This window comes from Armatimonadota bacterium, assembly GCA_037138755.1.
Classification (GTDB): domain Bacteria; phylum Armatimonadota; class Fimbriimonadia; order Fimbriimonadales; family Fimbriimonadaceae; genus Fimbriimonas.
Genome location: JBAXHT010000001.1, coordinates 1,440,753 through 1,460,487 on the forward strand (window position 1 = coordinate 1,440,753; position 19,735 = coordinate 1,460,487).

The 19,735-nt window shown below is 54.7% G+C and carries 19 protein-coding genes; 13 read left to right on the plus strand and 6 right to left on the minus strand.

The window, feature by feature from the left end; all coding sequences use genetic code 11:
- Nucleotides 1-2 precede the first annotated feature (2 nt).
- From WCK51_06795 to queG, 4 genes are all read left to right on the plus strand, one after another.
- The gene (locus WCK51_06795; GenBank protein ID MEI7576581.1) at nucleotides 3-887 is read left to right on the plus strand and encodes a hypothetical protein; all 885 of its coding nucleotides are present in this window, start codon (nucleotides 3-5) and stop codon (nucleotides 885-887) included.
- Nucleotides 888-1,117: 230 nt separating this feature from the next.
- Entirely contained in the window at nucleotides 1,118-1,708 is a 591-nt protein-coding gene (locus WCK51_06800) for a 3D domain-containing protein (GenBank protein ID MEI7576582.1), read from the plus strand.
- Complete coding sequence (gene rsmA / locus WCK51_06805; protein ID MEI7576583.1) at nucleotides 1,705-2,550, plus strand: 16S rRNA (adenine(1518)-N(6)/adenine(1519)-N(6))-dimethyltransferase RsmA; 846 nt, start codon at nucleotides 1,705-1,707, stop codon at nucleotides 2,548-2,550. Before WCK51_06800 ends, rsmA begins: the two co-directional genes overlap by 4 nt.
- On the plus strand, nucleotides 2,523-3,440 hold the full coding sequence (queG, locus tag WCK51_06810; protein ID MEI7576584.1) for a tRNA epoxyqueuosine(34) reductase QueG: 918 nt from the start codon (nucleotides 2,523-2,525) through the stop codon (nucleotides 3,438-3,440). The genes rsmA and queG overlap by 28 nt, the downstream gene beginning before the upstream one ends.
- Here the strand turns inward: queG and WCK51_06815 are convergent.
- Complete coding sequence (locus tag WCK51_06815) at nucleotides 3,430-4,875, minus strand: glycogen/starch synthase (protein ID MEI7576585.1); 1,446 nt, start codon at nucleotides 4,873-4,875, stop codon at nucleotides 3,430-3,432. The genes queG and WCK51_06815 overlap by 11 nt on opposite strands.
- A 153-nt stretch (nucleotides 4,876-5,028) precedes the next feature.
- Here WCK51_06815 and WCK51_06820 point away from each other — a divergent pair, with 153 nt between their 5' ends.
- On the plus strand, nucleotides 5,029-6,930 hold the full coding sequence (locus WCK51_06820; protein MEI7576586.1) for a cation-translocating P-type ATPase: 1,902 nt from the start codon (nucleotides 5,029-5,031) through the stop codon (nucleotides 6,928-6,930).
- A gap of 62 nt (nucleotides 6,931-6,992) precedes the next feature.
- Here WCK51_06820 and WCK51_06825 read toward each other — a convergent pair whose 3' ends face one another.
- Nucleotides 6,993-7,631, minus strand: a complete 639-nt coding sequence (locus WCK51_06825; GenBank protein MEI7576587.1) for a hypothetical protein — start codon at nucleotides 7,629-7,631, stop codon at nucleotides 6,993-6,995.
- 167 nt (nucleotides 7,632-7,798) lie between these two features.
- Between WCK51_06825 and WCK51_06830 the strand changes: the two genes are divergently transcribed.
- The 8 genes from WCK51_06830 (at nucleotide 7,799) to WCK51_06865 (ending at nucleotide 16,911) form a co-directional block, all read left to right on the plus strand.
- Nucleotides 7,799-10,129 carry an endonuclease MutS2 gene (locus WCK51_06830; GenBank protein ID MEI7576588.1) on the plus strand — a complete coding sequence of 777 codons (2,331 nt, stop codon included), beginning with the start codon at nucleotides 7,799-7,801 and terminating at the stop codon, nucleotides 10,127-10,129.
- On the plus strand, nucleotides 10,113-10,514 hold the full coding sequence (gene cdd / locus WCK51_06835; protein ID MEI7576589.1) for a cytidine deaminase: 402 nt from the start codon (nucleotides 10,113-10,115) through the stop codon (nucleotides 10,512-10,514). Before WCK51_06830 ends, cdd begins: the two co-directional genes overlap by 17 nt.
- Complete coding sequence (locus WCK51_06840; protein MEI7576590.1) at nucleotides 10,511-11,281, plus strand: hypothetical protein; 771 nt, start codon at nucleotides 10,511-10,513, stop codon at nucleotides 11,279-11,281. The genes cdd and WCK51_06840 overlap by 4 nt, the downstream gene beginning before the upstream one ends.
- Before the next feature lie 53 nt (nucleotides 11,282-11,334).
- Nucleotides 11,335-12,255: a hypothetical protein gene (locus tag WCK51_06845; GenBank protein MEI7576591.1), complete on the plus strand. Its 921-nt coding sequence runs from the start codon at nucleotides 11,335-11,337 to the stop codon at nucleotides 12,253-12,255.
- Between the two features lie 100 nt (nucleotides 12,256-12,355).
- The gene (locus tag WCK51_06850; GenBank protein ID MEI7576592.1) at nucleotides 12,356-13,630 is read left to right on the plus strand and encodes an adenylate/guanylate cyclase domain-containing protein; all 1,275 of its coding nucleotides are present in this window, start codon (nucleotides 12,356-12,358) and stop codon (nucleotides 13,628-13,630) included.
- A gap of 2 nt (nucleotides 13,631-13,632) precedes the next feature.
- Entirely contained in the window at nucleotides 13,633-14,424 is a 792-nt protein-coding gene (locus WCK51_06855) for a hypothetical protein (GenBank protein MEI7576593.1), read from the plus strand.
- A gap of 70 nt (nucleotides 14,425-14,494) precedes the next feature.
- Nucleotides 14,495-16,309, plus strand: a complete 1,815-nt coding sequence (locus WCK51_06860) for an Rne/Rng family ribonuclease (GenBank protein MEI7576594.1) — start codon at nucleotides 14,495-14,497, stop codon at nucleotides 16,307-16,309.
- A 26-nt stretch (nucleotides 16,310-16,335) separates the two neighbouring features.
- Nucleotides 16,336-16,911, plus strand: a complete 576-nt coding sequence (locus WCK51_06865) for a hypothetical protein (GenBank protein ID MEI7576595.1) — start codon at nucleotides 16,336-16,338, stop codon at nucleotides 16,909-16,911.
- Nucleotides 16,912-16,979: 68 nt separating this feature from the next.
- Here the strand turns inward: WCK51_06865 and WCK51_06870 are convergent, their stop codons facing one another.
- The 4 genes from WCK51_06870 to WCK51_06885 all read right to left on the minus strand — a co-directional run bounded on the left by WCK51_06870 (nucleotide 16,980) and on the right by WCK51_06885 (nucleotide 19,727).
- Entirely contained in the window at nucleotides 16,980-17,150 is a 171-nt protein-coding gene (locus WCK51_06870) for a hypothetical protein (protein MEI7576596.1), read from the minus strand.
- A gap of 29 nt (nucleotides 17,151-17,179) precedes the next feature.
- Complete coding sequence (locus WCK51_06875) at nucleotides 17,180-17,959, minus strand: FliA/WhiG family RNA polymerase sigma factor (protein ID MEI7576597.1); 780 nt, start codon at nucleotides 17,957-17,959, stop codon at nucleotides 17,180-17,182.
- A 390-nt stretch (nucleotides 17,960-18,349) separates the two neighbouring features.
- On the minus strand, nucleotides 18,350-19,117 hold the full coding sequence (locus tag WCK51_06880) for an MBL fold metallo-hydrolase (protein ID MEI7576598.1): 768 nt from the start codon (nucleotides 19,115-19,117) through the stop codon (nucleotides 18,350-18,352).
- A gap of 1 nt (nucleotide 19,118) precedes the next feature.
- Entirely contained in the window at nucleotides 19,119-19,727 is a 609-nt protein-coding gene (locus WCK51_06885) for a hypothetical protein (protein MEI7576599.1), read from the minus strand.
- Nucleotides 19,728-19,735: the final 8 nt, after the last annotated feature.

Genomic DNA, 19,735 nt, shown 5'->3' on the forward strand with positions numbered 1-19,735 from the left:
ACATGCAAAACTTCCAAATCACGGTTACCGACGGTCGCCTTGACCTAGATCGAATCGCGCGAAGCGGCCAGATGTTTCGTTGGCTTCCTAACGGTGACGGTTGGGCGATTTATGATGGTGATCACGTACACCTGGTCGAGCAGGTCGACGAAGTTTTGCATGTTCGATCCAACCAAGATCACAAAGTCTTCAAGGGTTTGATGAGGTTCGATGAGGACCACGGAAGGAAGCTCGAAGATATCGTTAGGTTGGGCCCTGAACTTGAGCCCTCCCTCAAAAACTTGGTTGGAATGCGGATGATGCGTCCGGTATGTGCCCGCGAGACTCTTTTCAGCTTCCTGTGTTCGGCCAATAACCACCTCTCGCGCATCACCTCGATGGTTTGGAAACTTTCTGAAGCGCGGAATCTCCCGTCAACCCCGTCACTCGCTTCAATTCCGTTCCTGACCATAAACCAAATCGCCTCTATCGGTGAAGGAATTCTTCGGCAAGAAGGCTTTGGATATCGAGGAAAGTCAATTCCCCAAGTGGCGAAACGGCTGGAATCAGACGGCGGCGACCGGCTCTTGGAAGAGCTTAAGTCAGAGGAATATGGCGTGGCTCGTGACTATCTGTTGACCCTTCCTGGGGTAGGTCCTAAGCTTGCAGACTGTATTTGCCTGTTTGCATTTGACCACCAAGAGGCCGTGCCTGTTGACACACACATCTGGCAACAGCTGACCAAAATCTACTATCCAAACTGGCACGGAACGGCCCTAACGAAGACAAAATATGACTATGCAACAAAGGCATTTCGAGACCGTTTTGGGGCTCTCGCAGGGGTAGCGCATCAGTTCTTGTTTGTCGATAATATGACGAGTTATCGAAATAAAAATCCGAAATCGTAGCTTTTTTGTTATTTCCTGTCTACGCAAATTCTAGGTTCAACCCAACCTGAACCCCCAAGTAAAGACGGGCGGCGAGTATGCCAAAATGATTGTGTTATCGTCGTTTTGTCCGTATTGGGGTCGACTCCCCGCCGGACCCCGTTGATGTGTAGTCATGCTGTAGGAGGTGACCCCGAATGCACAACTCCCCACAAAGGGTTTGTTTATTGCTGGTTGGATTGGTAGGCGCAATGTTCGCTTACGCAGGACAACCGAAAGAGGAAGGTATTGAAACGATCTCGGAGACGAAGTCTCTGAAATCAGAAACGGTATACGAGTTTAGCCGTCAGGTAGGACTCGGGCGTATGGTCAAAGTACGCGATGGTAAAGACGGTTCCATCACTAAGGTCTTCAAGCTCATGAAGAAGGATGGCAAGATCGTCGGGAAGGAGTTGATCCGAGAAGAGAAGATCGACGCTGTGCCTACCACTTACCGACTTGGTAACGGAGGCTATAATGCTAGCCGAGGAACCGGAACATTTAAGCCAAAGAAGGTGCTCTCAATGCGAGCTTCGGCTTACGATCCGGGCCCACATTCCAACGGAAAGTGGTCAGGAACGACTACACTGGGCATTCGACCGACTTATGGCATTGTTGCCGTTGATCCACGCGTGATTCCGCTAGGTTCAATCCTATTCGTCGAAGGCTATGGCTTTGCCTATGCTGCCGATACCGGTAGTGCAATCCGTGGAAATCGAATTGACCTCTGTATGAACTCGGTAGCGCAGTGTTACCAGTTCGGACGCAAGACCGTAAAGGTCCACGTCCTCGGTAAAAAGTGAATCTCGCCGATCGTGGCGAGCTTGTTGGCTTCCTTCGGAAGCACGGCATCAGTGCCGACAAGAGTTTGGGGCAGCACTTCTTGTGCGCCCCAAGCGTTGTTAAGGGCATCGTGGATGCGGCAGGGTCTTACAAAACCTGCTTAGAGGTCGGTCCAGGTCCAGGAATTCTAACCTCATTTTTGGCGAAAAGAGCCGAGCAGATGGTCGCCGTCGAATTCGACGAGCGCATGATTGCTTTGCTTGCCGATTCAGCACCATCCTGCGCGGCGATACATGGGGATGCGCTAAAGGTGGATATGCGCGAGCTGCTCGCCACTACTCCGCATCCGCGGGCGCTTGTTTCGAATATGCCGTATTACATCACCGGACCGTTGCTAGAGCGGTTCGCGGGGATACGCGATTGCTTTGACGTTGCAGTTCTGATGATGCAGAAGGAAGTTGGCATCAAGATTGTTGCTGGGCCGGGCGAGCGAGAGCGCGGCGCGCTGAGCGTGATGCTTCAGACTCAGTTCGAAATCACGAAGTTGTTGAAGGTCCCACCGGGATCGTTTATGCCGCCTCCTAAGGTGGAATCGGTGGTTCTGAGGATGATTCCGCGCCAAGTGGACCTTCCGTTGGCGTTTGAAAAGGTGGTGCGAGCAGGTCACAGTCAACCTCGAAAGACGCTGATCAACTGCCTCGCTGCAACCTTTCGGCTAGATCGACCGGTCGTTCAGGCGGCGGTCGAAGCAGCGGGACTGACAGAAAATGCCCGGGGATTTGAACTTACCGAGGCCCAGTGGGTCAAACTCTCGGAAGTCATCGAGGGTCAGCCATGGAGCGAATCAGTAGCGAAACCGTAAAAGCGTGCGCGCTGGAGCTTGGCTTTTCGACGGTTGGTGTTGCGCCCGCTTTGCCGATTCCTGAAGCGTTGGCAACGTACCATGCTTGGCTTGCTGAAGGGTTTGGTGCGGACATGGCGTACCTGGAGAACCACAAGGCGCTGAAGCAGCATCCTGAGAACCTGCTAGAAGGGTGCGAGTCGGTCATCGCGGTGACTCTGAACTATTACCAGCCGCCGCCTCCTGGAGAAGGGAAGATCGCGCGGTATGCGCTCGGGCGTGATTACCATAAGGTTTTGCGCTCGAAGCTGAACCGCTTGGCTCGCAGGATTGAGCAGGATCACCCGGAAAGTCGACAGCGGGCATGCATAGATTCTGCTCCGATTTTAGATCGAGCGTATGCGAGTCTGGCTGGACTCGGCTGGTTCGGAAAGAACACGATGCTCATTGACTCGAAGCGGGGAAGTTGGTTCTTCATAGGATTGCTCTTGTCGACAGTTCCTTATGAGCTTGATGAGCCCAGCGTCGGCGGATGCGGGAGCTGCCGGGCATGTATTGACGCCTGCCCAACTGGAGCGATCAAGTTACTAGGGGATCGCTACCAAGTGGATTCTCGGAGCTGCATCAGCTACCAGACAATCGAAAATAGAGGAGATCTGACCGCCGATACGGATGGGTGGCTGTTTGGCTGCGATGTTTGTCAGGAGGTTTGTCCGTTTAACCAGCCTCGATCTTCTCAGCCGTTGCGGGCTGACTTGACATCGGAAAGCGACTTTTTGATGCCGCTGGCCGAGCGAGTTCGGGCGGCAACAAATGAAGCTGAATGGGGTCTTGCCACCCAAAGTTCCCCTATTCGGCGAGCAGGCTATCTTGGCTGGGTGCGAAACCGCGAAGGAAAAATTACCTCATGACGTGGCCAGCTCGGGTGCGGACGGCTTGGGAGTATAGCTCGACATACTTGGCCGCCGACGTGTCCCAGCCCCAGTCGGCTTCCATTCCGTTACGCTGAATCTCCGCCCAGCGAGGTTTGTCATTGAAGACTTCAGCGGTTCGTCGGCACGTCGCGACTAACTCCGTCACAGACTTGTGGGCGAAAGTGAATCCATTGATTCCTTCGAACACGGAGTCCATGAGTCCGCCAGTTTGGCGGACGACGGGAACTGTACCGTAGCGCATGGCGATCATCTGCCCGAGGCCGCAGGGCTCAAATGCCGAGGGCATCAGGAAGGCATCGGAGCCAGCGTAGACGCGCTGAGCAAGAGATGGGTCGAAAACGTTGAGGAGCCGGAATTGAGTAGGATAGCGCTCCTGAAGAGCCTCGTAACCGCGCACTATCCCAGGCTCGCCGAGTCCCTGAACGACGAGTTGTGCACCGGTCGAGAAGATTTCGGGTGCGGCATCAAGGAGGATATCGAAGCCCTTTTGCGAGCTTAGACGAGAGACCATTCCGAAAACGGGTGCCTGATCTTGAATCGGTAAGCCAACTTCCTTTAGAAGTTCAAGGCGGCAGACATCCTTGCCTGCCAGCGCAGCGGCCGAGTAGGATGCGACGATGTCGGTGTCATTCTCTGGGTCAAAAACTGAAGTGTCAATACCGTTTAGAATTCCAGACAGCCGTCCATTGTCGGCAAGGAACTGGGTCATTCCTTCAAGCGCAGCCCCATACTCGCGCGTTTGAATTTGTGCTGCGTAAGTCGGAGAAACGGTGTTCACCTTCTCGGCAAACGCCATTCCAGCTTTCAGGAAGTTGACCCGTCCCCAGGCTTCGACTTGATGATAGTTGAAGAGGTGGTGGGGCAGATCGAGCCAGTCCAAGGCGTCTATGTCGAATTCGCCTTGGTAGGCAAGGTTATGGATCGTGAAGACCGAAGCGGTGTTCGCCCATGCCGGTGCGGCTCGCTCTCGGAGTAGAACAGGGACGAATCCGGTGTGCCAGTCGTTTGCGTGCAGGACCTCCGGAATCCAATCCAGCTCTTCGCAAGCTCGGAAGACGGCTGCTGCGAAGAAGGCATGGAGATCGCCGCCTGGTTGGTAGAGAGTCGCAGAATCAACTGCATTCGAGAACCAGCGATCACAACCGATGAAGTAGTGCAGTACTCCGTCGTGCTCGTACTCCCAAAGGGATGCGCTCTGGGTCCACTCTGAGTTCATTCGCACTTCGAATCTTGCCTTTAGCTGGCGAAGCGACCAGCGAGGATCTGTCTTGATCATCTCGTAGAGTGGCATGATGACGCGGCAGTCAACGCCTTGTTTGACTAGAGACTTCGGCAAACCGCCTGCAACGTCTGCAAGTCCGCCGACTTTGGCGAACGGCGCAACCTCAGCTGAAATGAATAAAACCCTCATCCAATGATTCTCAGGCTTAATGACCTGACCCCTTCCCGTTGTGTTCCACGGGTCCCAAAGCTGGGGGCTTGGTCGTTATACCTGCTTCGCGCTGTCCTGATTTCATGCAGTTTGAGTTCGTTGAAGCAGTAACACCTCCATAATTGAATCCAGATGAGCTTCTTTGCCTCGCGCCAAATTCAACTCGCTATTGGGGCACTGCTCTTTCTACTACTCAGCTTTGTCCCGAATTTTGGATGGCTCGCCTACATTTCGATTCTTCTTGGAGCAATTGAATCGGTTCCCGCGGCTTGGACGACCGTTCGAGCGAGAAAGCTCGATGTTGAGTTCCTGATGATCTTGGCGGCGGTTGGAGCAATCGCGCTCGGAAGACCCGGTGAGGCAGCTGTTCTGCTTTTTCTGTTTTCGCTGAGCAAGGCACTGGAAGATCTTACGATGGCAAAAACGAAAGGAGCGATTGATGCGCTCGTTCGCTTGCGCCCAGCCACAGCCATCGCGATCCGAAATGGCGCTCAGATCGAGATCCCTGTTGAGGAAATCGTACTAGGTGATGAGCTATTACTTCCCGCTTTTTTGACGGTAGCGGTGGATGGTGAAGTTACGGACGGAATCGGAAGCGTAGACACCTCCGCCCTGACTGGAGAATCAATCCCTGTGCCGGTTAAGCCAGGGGAAAAGCTTCTTGCAGGAGCGAGAAACTTGGAGTTCGGGCTGAAGTATCGCGCAACTTCAACCATTAAAAATTCAACGCTTCAGAAGGTCGTTGACCTCGTCGCCGAGGCTCAGGGCAACCAGGCGAGTGGTGAAAGAGTCAGTAAATGGTTTGGTGAGAAGTACACCTGGTTCGTTTTGATTGCGAGTCTTGCCGTGTTTCTCCTCCGCCTGTTTGTCCTAAAGCTCCCATTAAGAGAAGCAAGCTACCAGTCCTTGACCTTGCTTGTCGCGTTGAGCCCGTGTGCGCTGGTGATCAGCGTGCCAGCGGCTACGTTGAGCGCAATGACTTGGGCAGCCCGTCATGGCCTTTTGATTCGGGGAGGCGAGATGATTGAGCGAATGGGACAGGTAACAGCTTTTACGTTTGATAAAACCGGAACGCTCACTCAGGGGCGCCCAGAATTGACGGAGATTTGCTTATGTGATGTGGAATGCAATGGGAGCGAAGTCTGTTGGGGCGGAAACGGAGAGTTCTCGGCGGAGGCGGCTGAGATTTTGGCGTACGCTGCTTCGGCAGAAGCACAGAGTGAGCACCCGGTTGGACATGCCATCCGTCGGTCGGTTCCGGCGGGCACGAAAGTTCCGATTGCTGAGACAATAGAGGTCATTCCCGGTGAAGGGATTCGAGCGACCATTAGCGGGAAACGGGTCCTAATTGGGCAGCTTTCGTTGATTGAACAGACGGGTTTGAAGCCAACCGACGACTTCCGCAACCACTTTGGTGAGATCCAGGCGAGGGGTTGGACTGTCGCGGCTCTAGCGGTCGATGAGAAGATGGCGGCGCTCGGATTCAAAGACGGCCTCAAGAAGGGCGCGATCGCAACTCTAGAGAAACTGCGCGGCCAAGGGATAACCAGCATGACTATGCTGACCGGCGACCACCCGCGCACCGCGGAGGCCATTGCGAAGGAAGTCGGACTCAAGGATTTCCACGCCGCGCTTATGCCGGGCGACAAGCTAGAAATCATAGACATGCTGAGCAAGGATTACAAGGTCGCCATGGTCGGTGATGGAATCAACGATGCGCCAGCTTTGACTCAGGCTTGGGTAGGCATTGCTATGGGTGGCCTAGGGAGCGATATTGCGCTGAACGCTGCCGATATTGTTCTGATGAATGACCGGATCGAGGCTTTGCCCGAGCTGATCGCTCTCGGGCGACGAACGAATGGAATTGTTCTCGCGAATCTCATCATCGGCGGCGGAGTCATCGCATGCCTGACAGCAGCGTCGCTGGCTGGCCTATTGCCTCTTCCGATCGCTGTCATTGGACATGAAGGCTCCACCCTCCTAGTTATCCTCAATGGCCTGAGGTTGCTCAGGGGGCCGTTCACAACAATTTAGTCCCGACTGGCATCGTGGGCTTCTGAACTGCTTACCGAGCCAAGAGACCTACCAATTCCAAACTAATCTGCGAACTTGATCTCGAGCCTTGGGCGCAGACCGCGCTCCTTGTTGTCTTTGGAGAACACCTTGTACATCCCCTTCATCCCTTGCTCGCTTGCATCGTACTTGGAGGTGAGGGCGACGAAGAGTTTGTCGGTTAGCTTTGCAAAATCGTTTGCGAAAGCTGATTTTTCGCCAAGGAGATTGATGCGGATTTCGAATGTGTCATCGGCAGTTGTGGTTTTGATCACCCCGGAACCATAAAGGGATTTCGCGGATGGCTTGACCTCTCCCGCCATCTCGAAGCCCCAAGTCTTTTCTGAGAAAGTGCCGACAAGAGGTCGAACCTCCAGAGGCCAATCCTTTGCTGCAGGGTCAACTGCGGGCTTGCCCGCAGGGGTCAGTACCAGTTCTGCAGAGGCGAGCTTCTTGTCTTTTGCGACGGCCGAAACATCGAACTTTAGATAGCCGTAGCTGAACGATTCTAGGTCACCGGCTGAGGCCGCGACGGCGTTGCCTCCGTTTCCGAAAATCCGAAGAGCCGAGTCTCCACCGGGATCGCTGGCATGCGAATACACCCATACGTCCTCGCTCGCTTCGATGGTTTCGACAAGCACGGGACGGCTGAGAAGAGCGGCGAAAAGAAGCGTAGAAACCATTTGTCTATCATACTTAACGTGCGAGATCGTGTCTGGAGTGCGGAAACTTGTTCCCGCTTTCCATCCCAGCGATTCATCGCGGTCGGAAGCAAGCACCATTCTCCACGCCGAGCAGAGCTCGTACTGTGGAAAAGCGGCAACAAGTTTCCGCACTCCAAACCAGAACAATGCGCGAAATACGAGCTCTGCGAATCCTCGAATTTCCGGCGATCAGGGATCGCCTGGCTGCGCATTGCCAAACCGCGTTGAGTCGGGCGGAGGCGCTCGAACTGACTCCGGACTTTGAAGAAGGAAAGATCTGGAAGCTGCTCGATCAGACCCGAGAGGCTTACGATCTTCTCGGAACCGCTCCACCTCCGTCGCTCTACGGAGTTGCGGATTGCCGCGATGCGCTGAAACGAGCAAGCAAGGGTGGAATGCTCGGCGGGCAGGAGCTTCACCAGATTGGGGTTGCGCTGGGAGCGATTCGAGCGATGAAGGACCACCTGGAGCACCTGGAGAAGCCGAATTTGAAGGAGATCTCGATCGGACTGTGCCCCGAGCAAAAAGTCGAGCAAGAGCTACTTTATTGCCTGGACGGCGACGGAACCATCGTCGACGATGCAACTCCCACTCTCGCGAACATAAGAAGCCGGAAGAAGGGGGCGCACGCCCGAATTATTGAACGAATCACAGCCTACACAACGGGCAGGGCCAGGGAGTATCTCAGCGATCCGATCTACACCGTCCGCGAAGGACGCTATGTCGTTCCCGTCAAAGCCGAGCATAAGGGCAAGATCAAAGGAATCGTTCACGACAGCAGCGCGACTGGGTCGACCTTCTTCATTGAGCCCGACGACGTTATCGCGGCTACAAACCAAGCAAGGCAAATCGACGCCGAAGAGCGCGAGGAAGAGAAGGCGATTCTTACGATGCTCAGTCGAAAAGTCGCTCATATCGCCGAGGCAACCAGCGGCTCGCTAGTTCACCTTGCGGAACTCGACCTAATCTTCTCGAAAGCAAGACTCGCCGCAGAGATGAAGGCGGCGTTGCCGATTCGTAAAGGAGGAAATTTCATTAGGATTCAGGGCGGCAAGCATCCGCTTCTCGACCCCGAAAAAGTGGTCCCGCTCGATATCCAGGTTGGAAAAGGGAATAGCGTCTTGATCACTGGCCCGAACACTGGGGGAAAGACGGTGAGTATTAAGACTGTCGGGCTCTTCGTGGCAATGCTCCAGTGTGGGCTGCTGCCCCCGGCCTTGCACGTTGAGTTTGGACACTTCACCCAGCTTTGGGCAGACATCGGGGACGAGCAGTCGATTGAGCAGTCGCTTTCGACTTTTAGCGGCCACCTCAAGAACATCGCAAGTGCCCTGAACAACCTTGAATCAGGCGCGCTTGTTTTGTTGGACGAAGCCGGGGCAGGGACGGATCCGGCAGAAGGCGCGGCTCTAGCCCGCGCAATCCTTGAAGAGTTTGCGCAACGAGGCGCCACGTTGCTCGCGAGCACCCACTACGGCGAACTAAAGGCGTTTGCCTTTGAGGCTGAAGGGTTCCAGAACGCAAGCATGGAGTTTGACCAGAAGTCGCTCCGGCCAACTTATCGACTCATCCTGGGAGCTGCCGGCGCCAGCCAAGCGCTAAAGATCGCCGAAAAATACGGCATCGCGCCGCACATCATCGAACGAGCCAAAGCGGGTCTGAGTGAGCAAGCCCAGGACATCGCGGCGATGCTCCAACAACTTGAAAACAGCCAAAAGCAAGCCCGCGCTGCCCAGAGCGAAGCTGACCGACGCGCGGCGGAGCTGAAAGAGCTCGAAGCGAAAGCGGAACGAAAGCTCAAAGATGCCGAAGACATCCGCAAGCGAGCCAATGAGCGGGCCCACGACGCCATTGAATCGACGCTGAGAGAAATCCGGATTCAGAGCGACGACATTATCGACCGGCTCAAAAAGCATGGCGGCAACCCAGATGCGATCCAGCGGGCGAAAAAGGACCTGCAAGCCCTCGACTCGCTAGGAAAGGATCTCAGCAAGAAGTTCAAGAGTGAACCGAAACCGACAACCACCCAGGCGCAACTCAGAAAAGGTGACACCGTCCAGGTTCTCGGCTTCCAGCAGAACGGAACGTTGCTCGACGAGCCGACTGGAAGGGACGTTCAGGTTCAAATTGGGGCTATCCGCATGAAAGTCGACATTCGAAAACTCATCCCCGTCGAAAAACCCAAACCGACCCATGTTAGCCGGGGCAAGGTGAATATCGAGAAGACCTTCAACGTCACCACCGAGATCACGCTACGGAACCAACGCGCCGAAGAAGCGATCAGAATTCTTGAGAAATTCATCGACGAAGCAATCCTCGGAAACGCCCCGTTTGTCCGAATCGTCCATGGAAAGGGCGAGGGAATCCTTCGTCAGATCACGCAGGACTACTTGAAACAGCATCGAGATGTGAAGAGCTATCGCGACGGCGACCCAACTGAGGGTGGTCAAGGAGTGACGATTGCCAACTTCGCTTGAACTCCTAGCTGAAGCCGAACAGGCTGCCAGACGGGCCTACGCACCCTACAGCAACTATCAAGTAGGAGCGGCAATCCTCACCGCGAGTGGCGAAGTTTTCACCGGCGCGAATATCGAAAACATCTCCTACGGAGCAACAATTTGTGCCGAGCGAACCGCAATTGCTCATATGCGAACCGCGGGCGATCACCATATCCAAGTCGTTGCCGTACACACTCCCGATCACGGTTGGCCCTGCGGAATCTGCCTCCAAACCATCGCCGAGTTTGCGATTGACGCAGATTCGACAAAAATTGTCGTACCATCAGAGAACGGTTTTATCGAGAGAACGTTAAGAGAGCTCGCGCCCTATTTGTGGTCTAGCGAACTGGTTAAGAAGAAATGAGCACCATCACCCGAGTCATGTTCGCGCTTTTGTGCGTTGTCCTTCTCGCCTGTGGAGGCGGCGGTCCCAAAACTGACGACAACCTCGGTGGTGTTGGCCCCTTCAGTTCGCTACGCATGGAAGTTCGTCTTGAATCAACGAATGCGATCATTGACCCGACGAATATCTTCGTTGGCGAACGAGTAAAGTTTCGGATTACGGCAATCGATGGTGGGGTCGTAGGGAATCCGCGCATTACTTTGAACGTGAACAACTGGTCCTTGTCTGGTGCACCGGGAGGTACATTGGCACCCGATGGAACGTATACAGGCTCAGGAACCGCATCATCGAGCACGGGAATAGCTACCGCAACCGCAGACGGATTGACGTTTACGACAGGCGTCCGAGTGGTGCAACCCCAAGCCGTAATCACGGGAAGAATCAGATTGACGACTGGGCAGGGTGCCAGCAAGCTCCAGATTCAGGCAATCGATGCGGCGGCAAATGTCGTTGCAACCGGGTTGAGCGGCGCGGATGGCTATATTCGAATGAGTCTTCCAACCACTGCGAAGAAGTTCAGCGTGGACTTCTCGATTGCTGACCCGACTTTGATCTATTACATCCGGCAGTTTGCATACAACGGCAAGGACTACTCCCCAGGGATCTCTGGATGCGTTGCGCCGCTTCCCACATTGACCAACTTAGTGACGAGTCCACTCATTACCGACATCGCGATTTACCAAGCTTCTCCAACTTTTCCGCCTCCTCCGCCAAACGGTTGTTCATAAAAGTTTCGATAACCCTTACACAAAGCTGCAGGGACTTGGCATAATAAGGCGCAATGAAGCATTTGCGCTCATTTGGTGTATGTCTGCTTGGACTCCTGCTCGTGGCTTGTGCAGGAACCTCAACGACCACGACGACAGGATCAACTGGCGGCGGAGGAGTCACAATTGCAACGACTCCAAAAGTTGAGATGATTTACTCACCAGGGTTCGGCTCGGTCGCGACGCTCCCGGTTTATGGCGATCCTCTTAACATCCGAACTGGCGAGCAAGTTCGCTTCCAAATGGTTGGTTACACGTCTTCTGGAGAGCGAGTTGTTCTTTCGGCAACCGATTGGCGCACGTCAGACACCACGAACACTTTCGGCACTTTGTCGAACACCGGTGTGTACGACGCGGCATCGCGGCAAACCCCTTCTACCTATTTGGTCTCGGCTACCTACAACGGTGTTGAATACTCAACCGAGTACGCAATCAAGGGTCGAGAAACCCGCGTTACCGGAATGTTGTTGAACCAGGGGACTGGACTTCCAGTACAAGATGCTTTCATCTACTTCTTTGACATCAACGGCGACTACGTGGGTATCGCCCAGTCGACATACGACGGTTCGTTCCGAGCCGCTCTTCCACGAGCCGCGCAGCGATTCCAAATCGTCAATGACAGTCTCTCGGCTTCGTTCTTCCGGCTGATCCAGTTCAACTCGATGACTGCCTTGACCACTGTACGTCCCAGCTATTTGGATAATCGCAATTCGTCTGGAGTGGTTGTCGCACAGAGTATTAGCACGGCAGGAACTCAGTACAGACTGACCGGTGTCTCGCAGCTCTGCAAGCCGCTTTTGTCGACCACCACTAGCTTGACCGCTTCGGACTACTACCTCACCAATCCAATCCTGGTTGTTCCGACAACCGCGACCAACAGCCTCGGCGCTCCTATCGATCCGTTCCTGGTCGCTGAAGGTTGCACCGTTCCGTAGGCTAAAGCCTCAATCAAAGCCACAACCGAGACCGGAAGACTCTTCCGGTCTCGTATTGTTTTGAGTGGAGGATTTTCGTTATGCGGAGTACAATCAAGGCGTGCCTGAGCAGTTGCTTCCGGTGAATGCTGACCCGCGCGAGTTAATGCGCGACCCGGTCGTGCTCCAGGCAATGCAGCTTGCTGACCGCCTCCGAGAGGCGAAAGGCGAGGCTCTGGAGGCCGACGAGTATGAGGCCATCGCCGAAGCGACCGGCGTCGCTCCGGAATACTTGAAGTTTCTTGAGCAGGATAAGAGCGTTCGGAAAGCTCGGAACTTCGCGGATAACCTTCGCTCGCAATACTTCGCTTTAGAAAACGACACTCGGCGATACGTTTCGGCTGGAGTACTCGGCACATTTACTGCTCTGTTTTGGCGCCTCGGCGAGAAGCTAGATGACCTCACCTCCAACCCGGCTCTGAACTCCCAGTACGGCGTTTTTCAAACGCTGGCATATCTGTTCATCGCGGGAGCGATCTATAACTCGACGATCACGAAGACCCAGAAAGCGGGTGCGGGTTCGGGTTTGATTTTTGGCGCAACCAGCTTTTTGATGAGTGCGGTTTTTGGTTTAGTTTTTTTCATCGGGGACATGCACCACACGCCTCCGCTGATCATTCTCTGGGCGGCACTTTGGGCGGTCGTCGGAATCGCGGCCCACGCGGTCACTCACCAGAAAGGGAAGAATTCGACGCAGGCGACGAAAGGCGTTGAGGCTAGACAAGAGCTCTTGAAGCAGCTCGTTGATCTTCAAGACCAACTTCGCCAGGGTTCGCAGACGATCACCTTCCTGTCGCTCGACGTTGTTGGTTCGACAAAGATGAAGATCGGGGCGGACAATCTTGCGGTCGAGTTCACGTTCAACGAGTATCACAAGTACGTCGAGCGTGTAGTTGAGAAGTACGGCGGCCGCGTTCACTCGACAGCAGGAGACGGCGTGACGGTTGCGTTTGACCATGCTCAAAGTGCATTCAATGCCGCAAAACAGATCCAGACCGGAATGGTCGAGTTTAATGCGTTGCGAAACAAACTTGGCGTCCCGCTGGCTCTTCGGGCCGGAATCCACACCGGTGAGGTTGTTGCGCCGAAGAGCGGTGACGTCACCTCGATCAACTTCGCTAGCGTCATCGACATAGCGGCGCACTTGCAGAAGGAATCGCCAGTCGGCGGAGTTGCGGTGAGCGATGCAACCGTCGGCACGATCTCAGGTGGCTCGCAAGTCGTTGGGACGGAGCGGGTCTGCGTGCATGACACTTGGGCGACCATCTGGATGCGCAAGCGAGCGCTGGACAGCTTCCGCCTTAGCGAAACCGCCGCGACCCCCTCACAGGCCTGACCATGTTCGGAATCGTTCAACGCCGCTTACGGACACTCGCAGAATTTGAGGAGGCTTGGAACACGCCGATTGACATTCCCAGTTTTGTGCGCGACCTCGGCGAGCCAGGCTCTCTAAGCATCGATAGCGGATTTCAGGCTGCTGCCCACTTCATTGGCGGGTCGCTTGAGCGATCTGAATTCAAACTGTTTCGCAATGGTGGGCTGCCTCTTCTTGAGCGGCGAACGCCGCCTTTACGCGAAGAAATCCTGCTCAAGCTCGGCCCGAACGCCATCCGAGGCGCGTACTTGCCGATTTCATTGGAGCTTCATATTTGTCATGAAGGTTTGCGCGAGGTTCGAGAACGCTATTGGCTGGGTGCTGGTCGCCCTCCGATCGTTCTGGTGAGCGGGAACATTGGGTTGACCCAGCAGGTGCCCTCCCACGACATCTGGAATGTCGCAACCGAAGACGCTCTGCGCGAGCTGCTCCATACGATTCGAAATGACGTCCTGCCGTTTATGGAGCTTCTGGATGCTCCGAATCAGCTTCGCCGCGCGATATTCGACTTTGAAGCCCCTCTGTTCGATCATGCAACTTCGATTGAGTGGTTGCTAATTGAATTTGGGCGAAAGGATGCCCGTGATTACGTTCGGGCTTTGATCGATAACGAAGACATCGCAGTTCGCGACTTCTGGTCACATCATGACGAAATCAAGTCCGAAGTCGGTGCGGCAATTAAGACCGGCGAGACGGCTCGAAATCTGGCGGTCATTGCGGTTTCGCACGACCTGTTCAAACGCTGGCTGTACTAAGTCTTGAGTGCGCACACTCAAAACGCCCTAACCCGGTAAACTACAGTTTCTACCGCTTAGGACCAAACAAATGGCCGCTCCCAAAAAACCAAGCGTACGAGCTCCGCGCCGTCGCAAAACAGATTTAGCTTCTTCCACCCCTTCCAACGGCGCAGTTCGCAGTAGCGAACTCATCGTTAACGTCGCAAACCGAGAGACTCGCATCGCCCTACTCGAGGACGGAAAACTCATGGAGTTCCGTGTCGAGCGCGAAGAACGCGTCGTCGGCTCGATCTTCAAGGGCATTGTCCAGAACGTACTTCCGGGAATGGATGCCGCATTTGTTGATATCGGCCTGGAGCGCAATGCGTACCTGAGTATTGCCGACGTTCTCCCTGAAGAGGGAAGCGACAACTCGCCGGCCGCGGTGCGTCGCTCCGAGCTTCGCCGCCGCAAGATCAAGGACTTGCTCAAGCCTGGTCAGCAGATCATGGTGCAGGTCACCAAGGGGCCGCGAGGCACCAAAGGTGCTCGGGTTAGCACCCGAATCTCCCTCCCAGGACGCGCAGTTGTTCTAATGCCAGAAACCGGGAGCGTCGGCGTTAGCCGAAAGATCGAAGATCGACGAGAGCGAGAGAGATTGAAGAAGATCGGCGAAAAGATCTGCCCTGACGGTTTTGGCCTCATCATGCGGACCGAGTGCGAAGGTCGCACCGAAGCTGAGCTTCGCGCAGACGTTTTGTATCTCGTGCACGTTTGGGAAGAAGTGACCAAGGTTGCCAAGCGCGAGCGAGCACCGGCCTGCGTGCACCGCGATCAGACCCTCTTGTTCCGAACTGTGCGAGATGTGTTCGGCGAGTCGATCACTCGAATGGTGATTGATGACCCTGACGAGTACGAGAAGGTTCACATCATCGCCAAGGCCGTTGCACCGGCGATGGTGAGCAAGATTCAGCTGTATGACCGTGAAGAGCCGATCTTTGAGTTCCAGGGGATTGAGAAGGAACTGGATCGTATCATGCAGCACCAGGTTCCGCTCAAGAGCGGCGGCTATCTCGTCATCGACGAAATGGAAGCACTGACCGCAATTGACGTAAATACCGGAAAGCACGTTGGCGGCTCAGGTGGACTGTCTGACACCATTCTCAAGACCAACATGGAGGCATCGGACGAAATCCTTCGCCAGCTTCGCCTTCGCGATATGGGCGGAATCATCGTGTGCGACTTCATCGACATGGAAGATGCCGCCGCTAAGAAGAGGGTTATGGACCACTTTTCGGCTGGGCTGGAGCGCGACCGCGCCCGAACCAGGATCGGTAAGATTTCGTCCCTTGGGCTTCTTGAACTCACTCGAAAGCGCACCGGAGAATCGGTGACTCAAGAAATCACGGAAATCTGCCCGATGTGCCTTGGTGTCGGTCGAATCGCTTCGAAGGAGACGCTCAGTCTCATGATCGAGCGCGAAATGCGGAATCGACGTGGAGAGCCAGGGAATGCCTTCTTCGTCGAAGCCCATCCCGCGGTTGTCGAAGCCCTGATCGGCCTCGACGGCGAAAGCGTTGAGGAACTCGAGCACGAAATTCGACGCGGAATCTATATCCGAGCGAATTTCGATTTTGAGTACGACGAGTATGAGATCACCAGCGGAACCCTCGAAGTCTTTGACCAAGAGCTGATGAACTATCGCCGGTCTCAGGTCATCGAGGTGAACGTGAGAAGGTCTGCATTTGAAAACGTGAACCGTTCGATTGGCTGGACAGATGATGGATTCTTCATCGAGCTGATCAACGGCCAGGAGTCAATTGGCCACCGTGCGAGAGTCGCGATTCATGACCTACGTAGGTCTTTCGGCGTCGCCGATCTAATTCAGCCCGGTCATGCAAGTCCTTCGCGAACGATTGCCTAATCTGATCACGTCTTACAAGTGACGTCATGCGCTGGGTGACCACCGAAGAGCGAGAAAAGCGGAAACAGTACGCCGTAGGATGCGGCGTACTGTTCGGTGCACTCGTTTCTGTTTCGTCGTTGGTCGTCGGCTATGCGCTTACTTCCGCTAGCGTTCATCGGGCGACCTTGACCCGTGATCCCATAACCGACAAGGTTAATGATATTGGCGTCGGGGTTTATATCCCAGTCGCGATCGTTATGTTTTTCGGCGGGATTCTGATCAGCATCGGGACGTTGCTCTACGGCTATTTCCAGGAAAAGAACAAGAACCAAGGGGCTCGCCTCGTTCACGCGAGCTCGCGAATAATCGCCCGGTTTGCGATTGACAAGAACGGGCTCCTCATCACTGACGAGTCATCGTTCGAGTTTCAGGACAAGTTGCGCTACTATGTGCGGGTTCTCAGTCCGACTGAAGGTTCCTTAGAGTACGAATGTGCCGAGCCCGTCTTCTTTCAGTGCGGCGAGGGGATGGTTGGTGACATTGAAATCACCGGCCGCTGGATAGGTGCATTCCGTCCCTACACTGGGATGGAACAGACTCACGTCGGAGAACGTTTCTAGACAACCCTACCGTCACACTGCTCTCAAGATTCACGCGTTGAAGTCTAACCCGTCCGACTTTGGGGAGGCTATTGGGACATCTGGCGTTGCATCTTTTTCGACATCATGGAGTTCGACGACGTCAGATTCCTGAGTCGATCCTTCTTGAGAAGACCCGCCGGATCCCCGACGTTTATCCTTGGAAGCCGCATCGACGCGATGTCGAAAGTCGTGGCCGAACGTTGAGTTGTACGTTCCATGCACTCTTTCGACTTCGCCCACGCTACACCTACCTGACCCCGATCCCGCCTTCTTGGCGCATAAAGTTTCGCAAGCGGTTCATGGCCTGCGTATGAAGTTGGTAAACCCGGCTCTCTGAAACTCCTAGGACCTTGCCGATTTCCTTGAAGGTCAATCCCTCAAAGTAATAAAGCGCAACCACTAGGCGTTCGCGTTCTGGAAGGTGGTCAACTCCTTTGGTCAGAATCCGGCGAATCTCTTTGCCTTCAACTTCTCCGCCCGTGCTGGTGTTTTCATCGGCCAGAAGTTCGATGAACGAGACATGGTCGTCGCCGTCCGAGGTCCCCAGAATGTCGTCAAGCGAGTAGACGTTGGTTCGCCCCATGCGGACCATGAGTTCGCTCACTTCCTGAGAGCTGATTCCCATCGTCTCGGCAATCTCTTGGTCGGTCGCGGGGCGGCCAAACTTCGTCTCCAAAGCCATCATCGTTCGGTCAAGCGCCTTCAGCTTTTCACGAATCGAACGAGGGACCCAGTCCTCGTCGCGAAGCATTTCCAAGATTGCGCCCCGAATCAATGCAATCGCGTAAGTCTCGAATTTTACGTCCCTAGTCGGGTCGAACTGGTCGACTGACTTAATCAGACCGATGACGCCAGATCCCACCAAGTCCTCGCGATCGAGGCCACCTGGAAGGGAAGTCACCAATCGTCCGGCGGTGATCTTCACCAGGTACGAATAGTGGTCAATAATGTCGGCCCGGGCACCGGGGTCTTTGAAAACTTTAAAGTCTTTCCAAGCCTTTTGTAGCTGTTCTGCACTGAGCGGCATAGCGATTCCAATCCATGGCGGGGGCCTAAGCGGCCTTCGCCTGTTCTCCTTCCGTAGTTTCTGCGTCGGCATCCTCGCTTGGAGCACCACCGGGCATTACAGTTAGTTGTACCGGAACAGACGTAATGGCCGCCCATAAAGCACCGCAACACCATCCAGAAACTAGAGCGACGAGGGCTCTTTGTAAGCACAAGGCGGGTTCAATATTGCCAAAAATGCCCGCAAGAAGGGCTACAAACCCTGCGAGACAAGCAACTAGTTTCGGCATATCGACCATCCTCGATGTTCATCGAGTTACTGTTAATACTGCCAGTTTTCCATGCTCCCGTTAGGGTCAAACCTCGTAAAGTTATCAGGTTTTGGGGAGCGAAAGCTGGAGCGGTTGCCCAACTAAAAACTGATTCGTAACCCGTCATAGGCCAACCGCACATGATCGGGCAATCCAGCTTCGTATGTGTTATGATCAAACTCGTGACTCAGATGGGTTAGATAAGCCCGCCTAGGCTTGAGCTCCTCAATCACCGCCATCGTCGCTTCGAAGTGAAAATGGTTTGGATGTGGCTCGTGGCGTACCGAATCAATGACCAGAGTATCCAATCCCCATAACATCTCAATGGAGGCCGGAGGAATGTGGTTCACGTCCGTAATGAACGCAAAATCGTTGACCCGCACTCCGGTGACGGGATACTTTCCATGCATGACCTCAAAAGTGCGTACTTCCAACCCCCCGACGTGGATCACCGCTGGAACATCTATGAGATCGAACCGAGGGACCCAGATCCCGGGTGGCGTGTCCATAAAGGCATAAGGATAGATCCGGCGAATGTCTTCTTGGTAACGACGAACCGCATAAACCGGGACGGATTTTTCCGCGACCACGCAAATCGAGCGCAGATCATCCATACCCATCACGTGGTCAGCATGAGTGTGAGTGATAAGAACCGCTTCGAGATCGTAAACCTTCTCGCGAGTCAGCTGGAGCCGCATCTCCGGTGCGCAGTCGATCTGTAAGTTCCCAGACGGCCCCATGAGGAGGCACGACGAACGAGTTCGGTGGTTTTTGGGATTCGCAAGGAACTCTTCTGGATACCTAACGCCAAGCATCGGAACCCCGTTGCTCGTTCCCGAACCCAGAATGATTGCGGTTCCCGAAGACACGTTAAATCTCTTCGGCTCGTTTCAGAACCTCGAAAGCGACATACGAACTCGGAATCTCAGTGTACTGAGAAATGCGCTCCAAGCACCGAGCAAAGCTCCTTTCATTCACATCGTCAAAATTCGTCTGCTCTCTGCGAGCGTCGGCGACGATCGAGACCGCTGCATCAAAAAATCGTCCTCTGTTTTGCGGCAAAGATCGGTTTGCGACTCCGGCGAATTCGCGACTGATCTTCTCGTAAACCGCTTCCCAAGACGTTTTCGTCTCGAGTTCGGCCTTCATCTTGGCCATATCGGCCTCTTGCATTCGGCGCCGTTCAGCGTCTCTTCGCTTGGTCAGGTCCCAGTCTTCTTGGCTGGTTCCGTCGATTACTCGGAGCCGGGTCGGCGCACCCAAAGCAGCAGTGGCAGTCGACTCAATCAGCCGTGAAGTGGCTGGCATTCTCAGGTGTCCCCCAAGTTCTCCTTGTCCACCCGGAACACCGATGACTAGATAGCCGTCTTCCAAGGCGATCGGAACTGCCGAGGAGAGAGCGGTCCAAACACCGACACCTGTCACTCCCGCCTTCACTTGAGGGAGAATCTTTGGCCACAACTCCGCGACTTCTGCCATGAGCAACC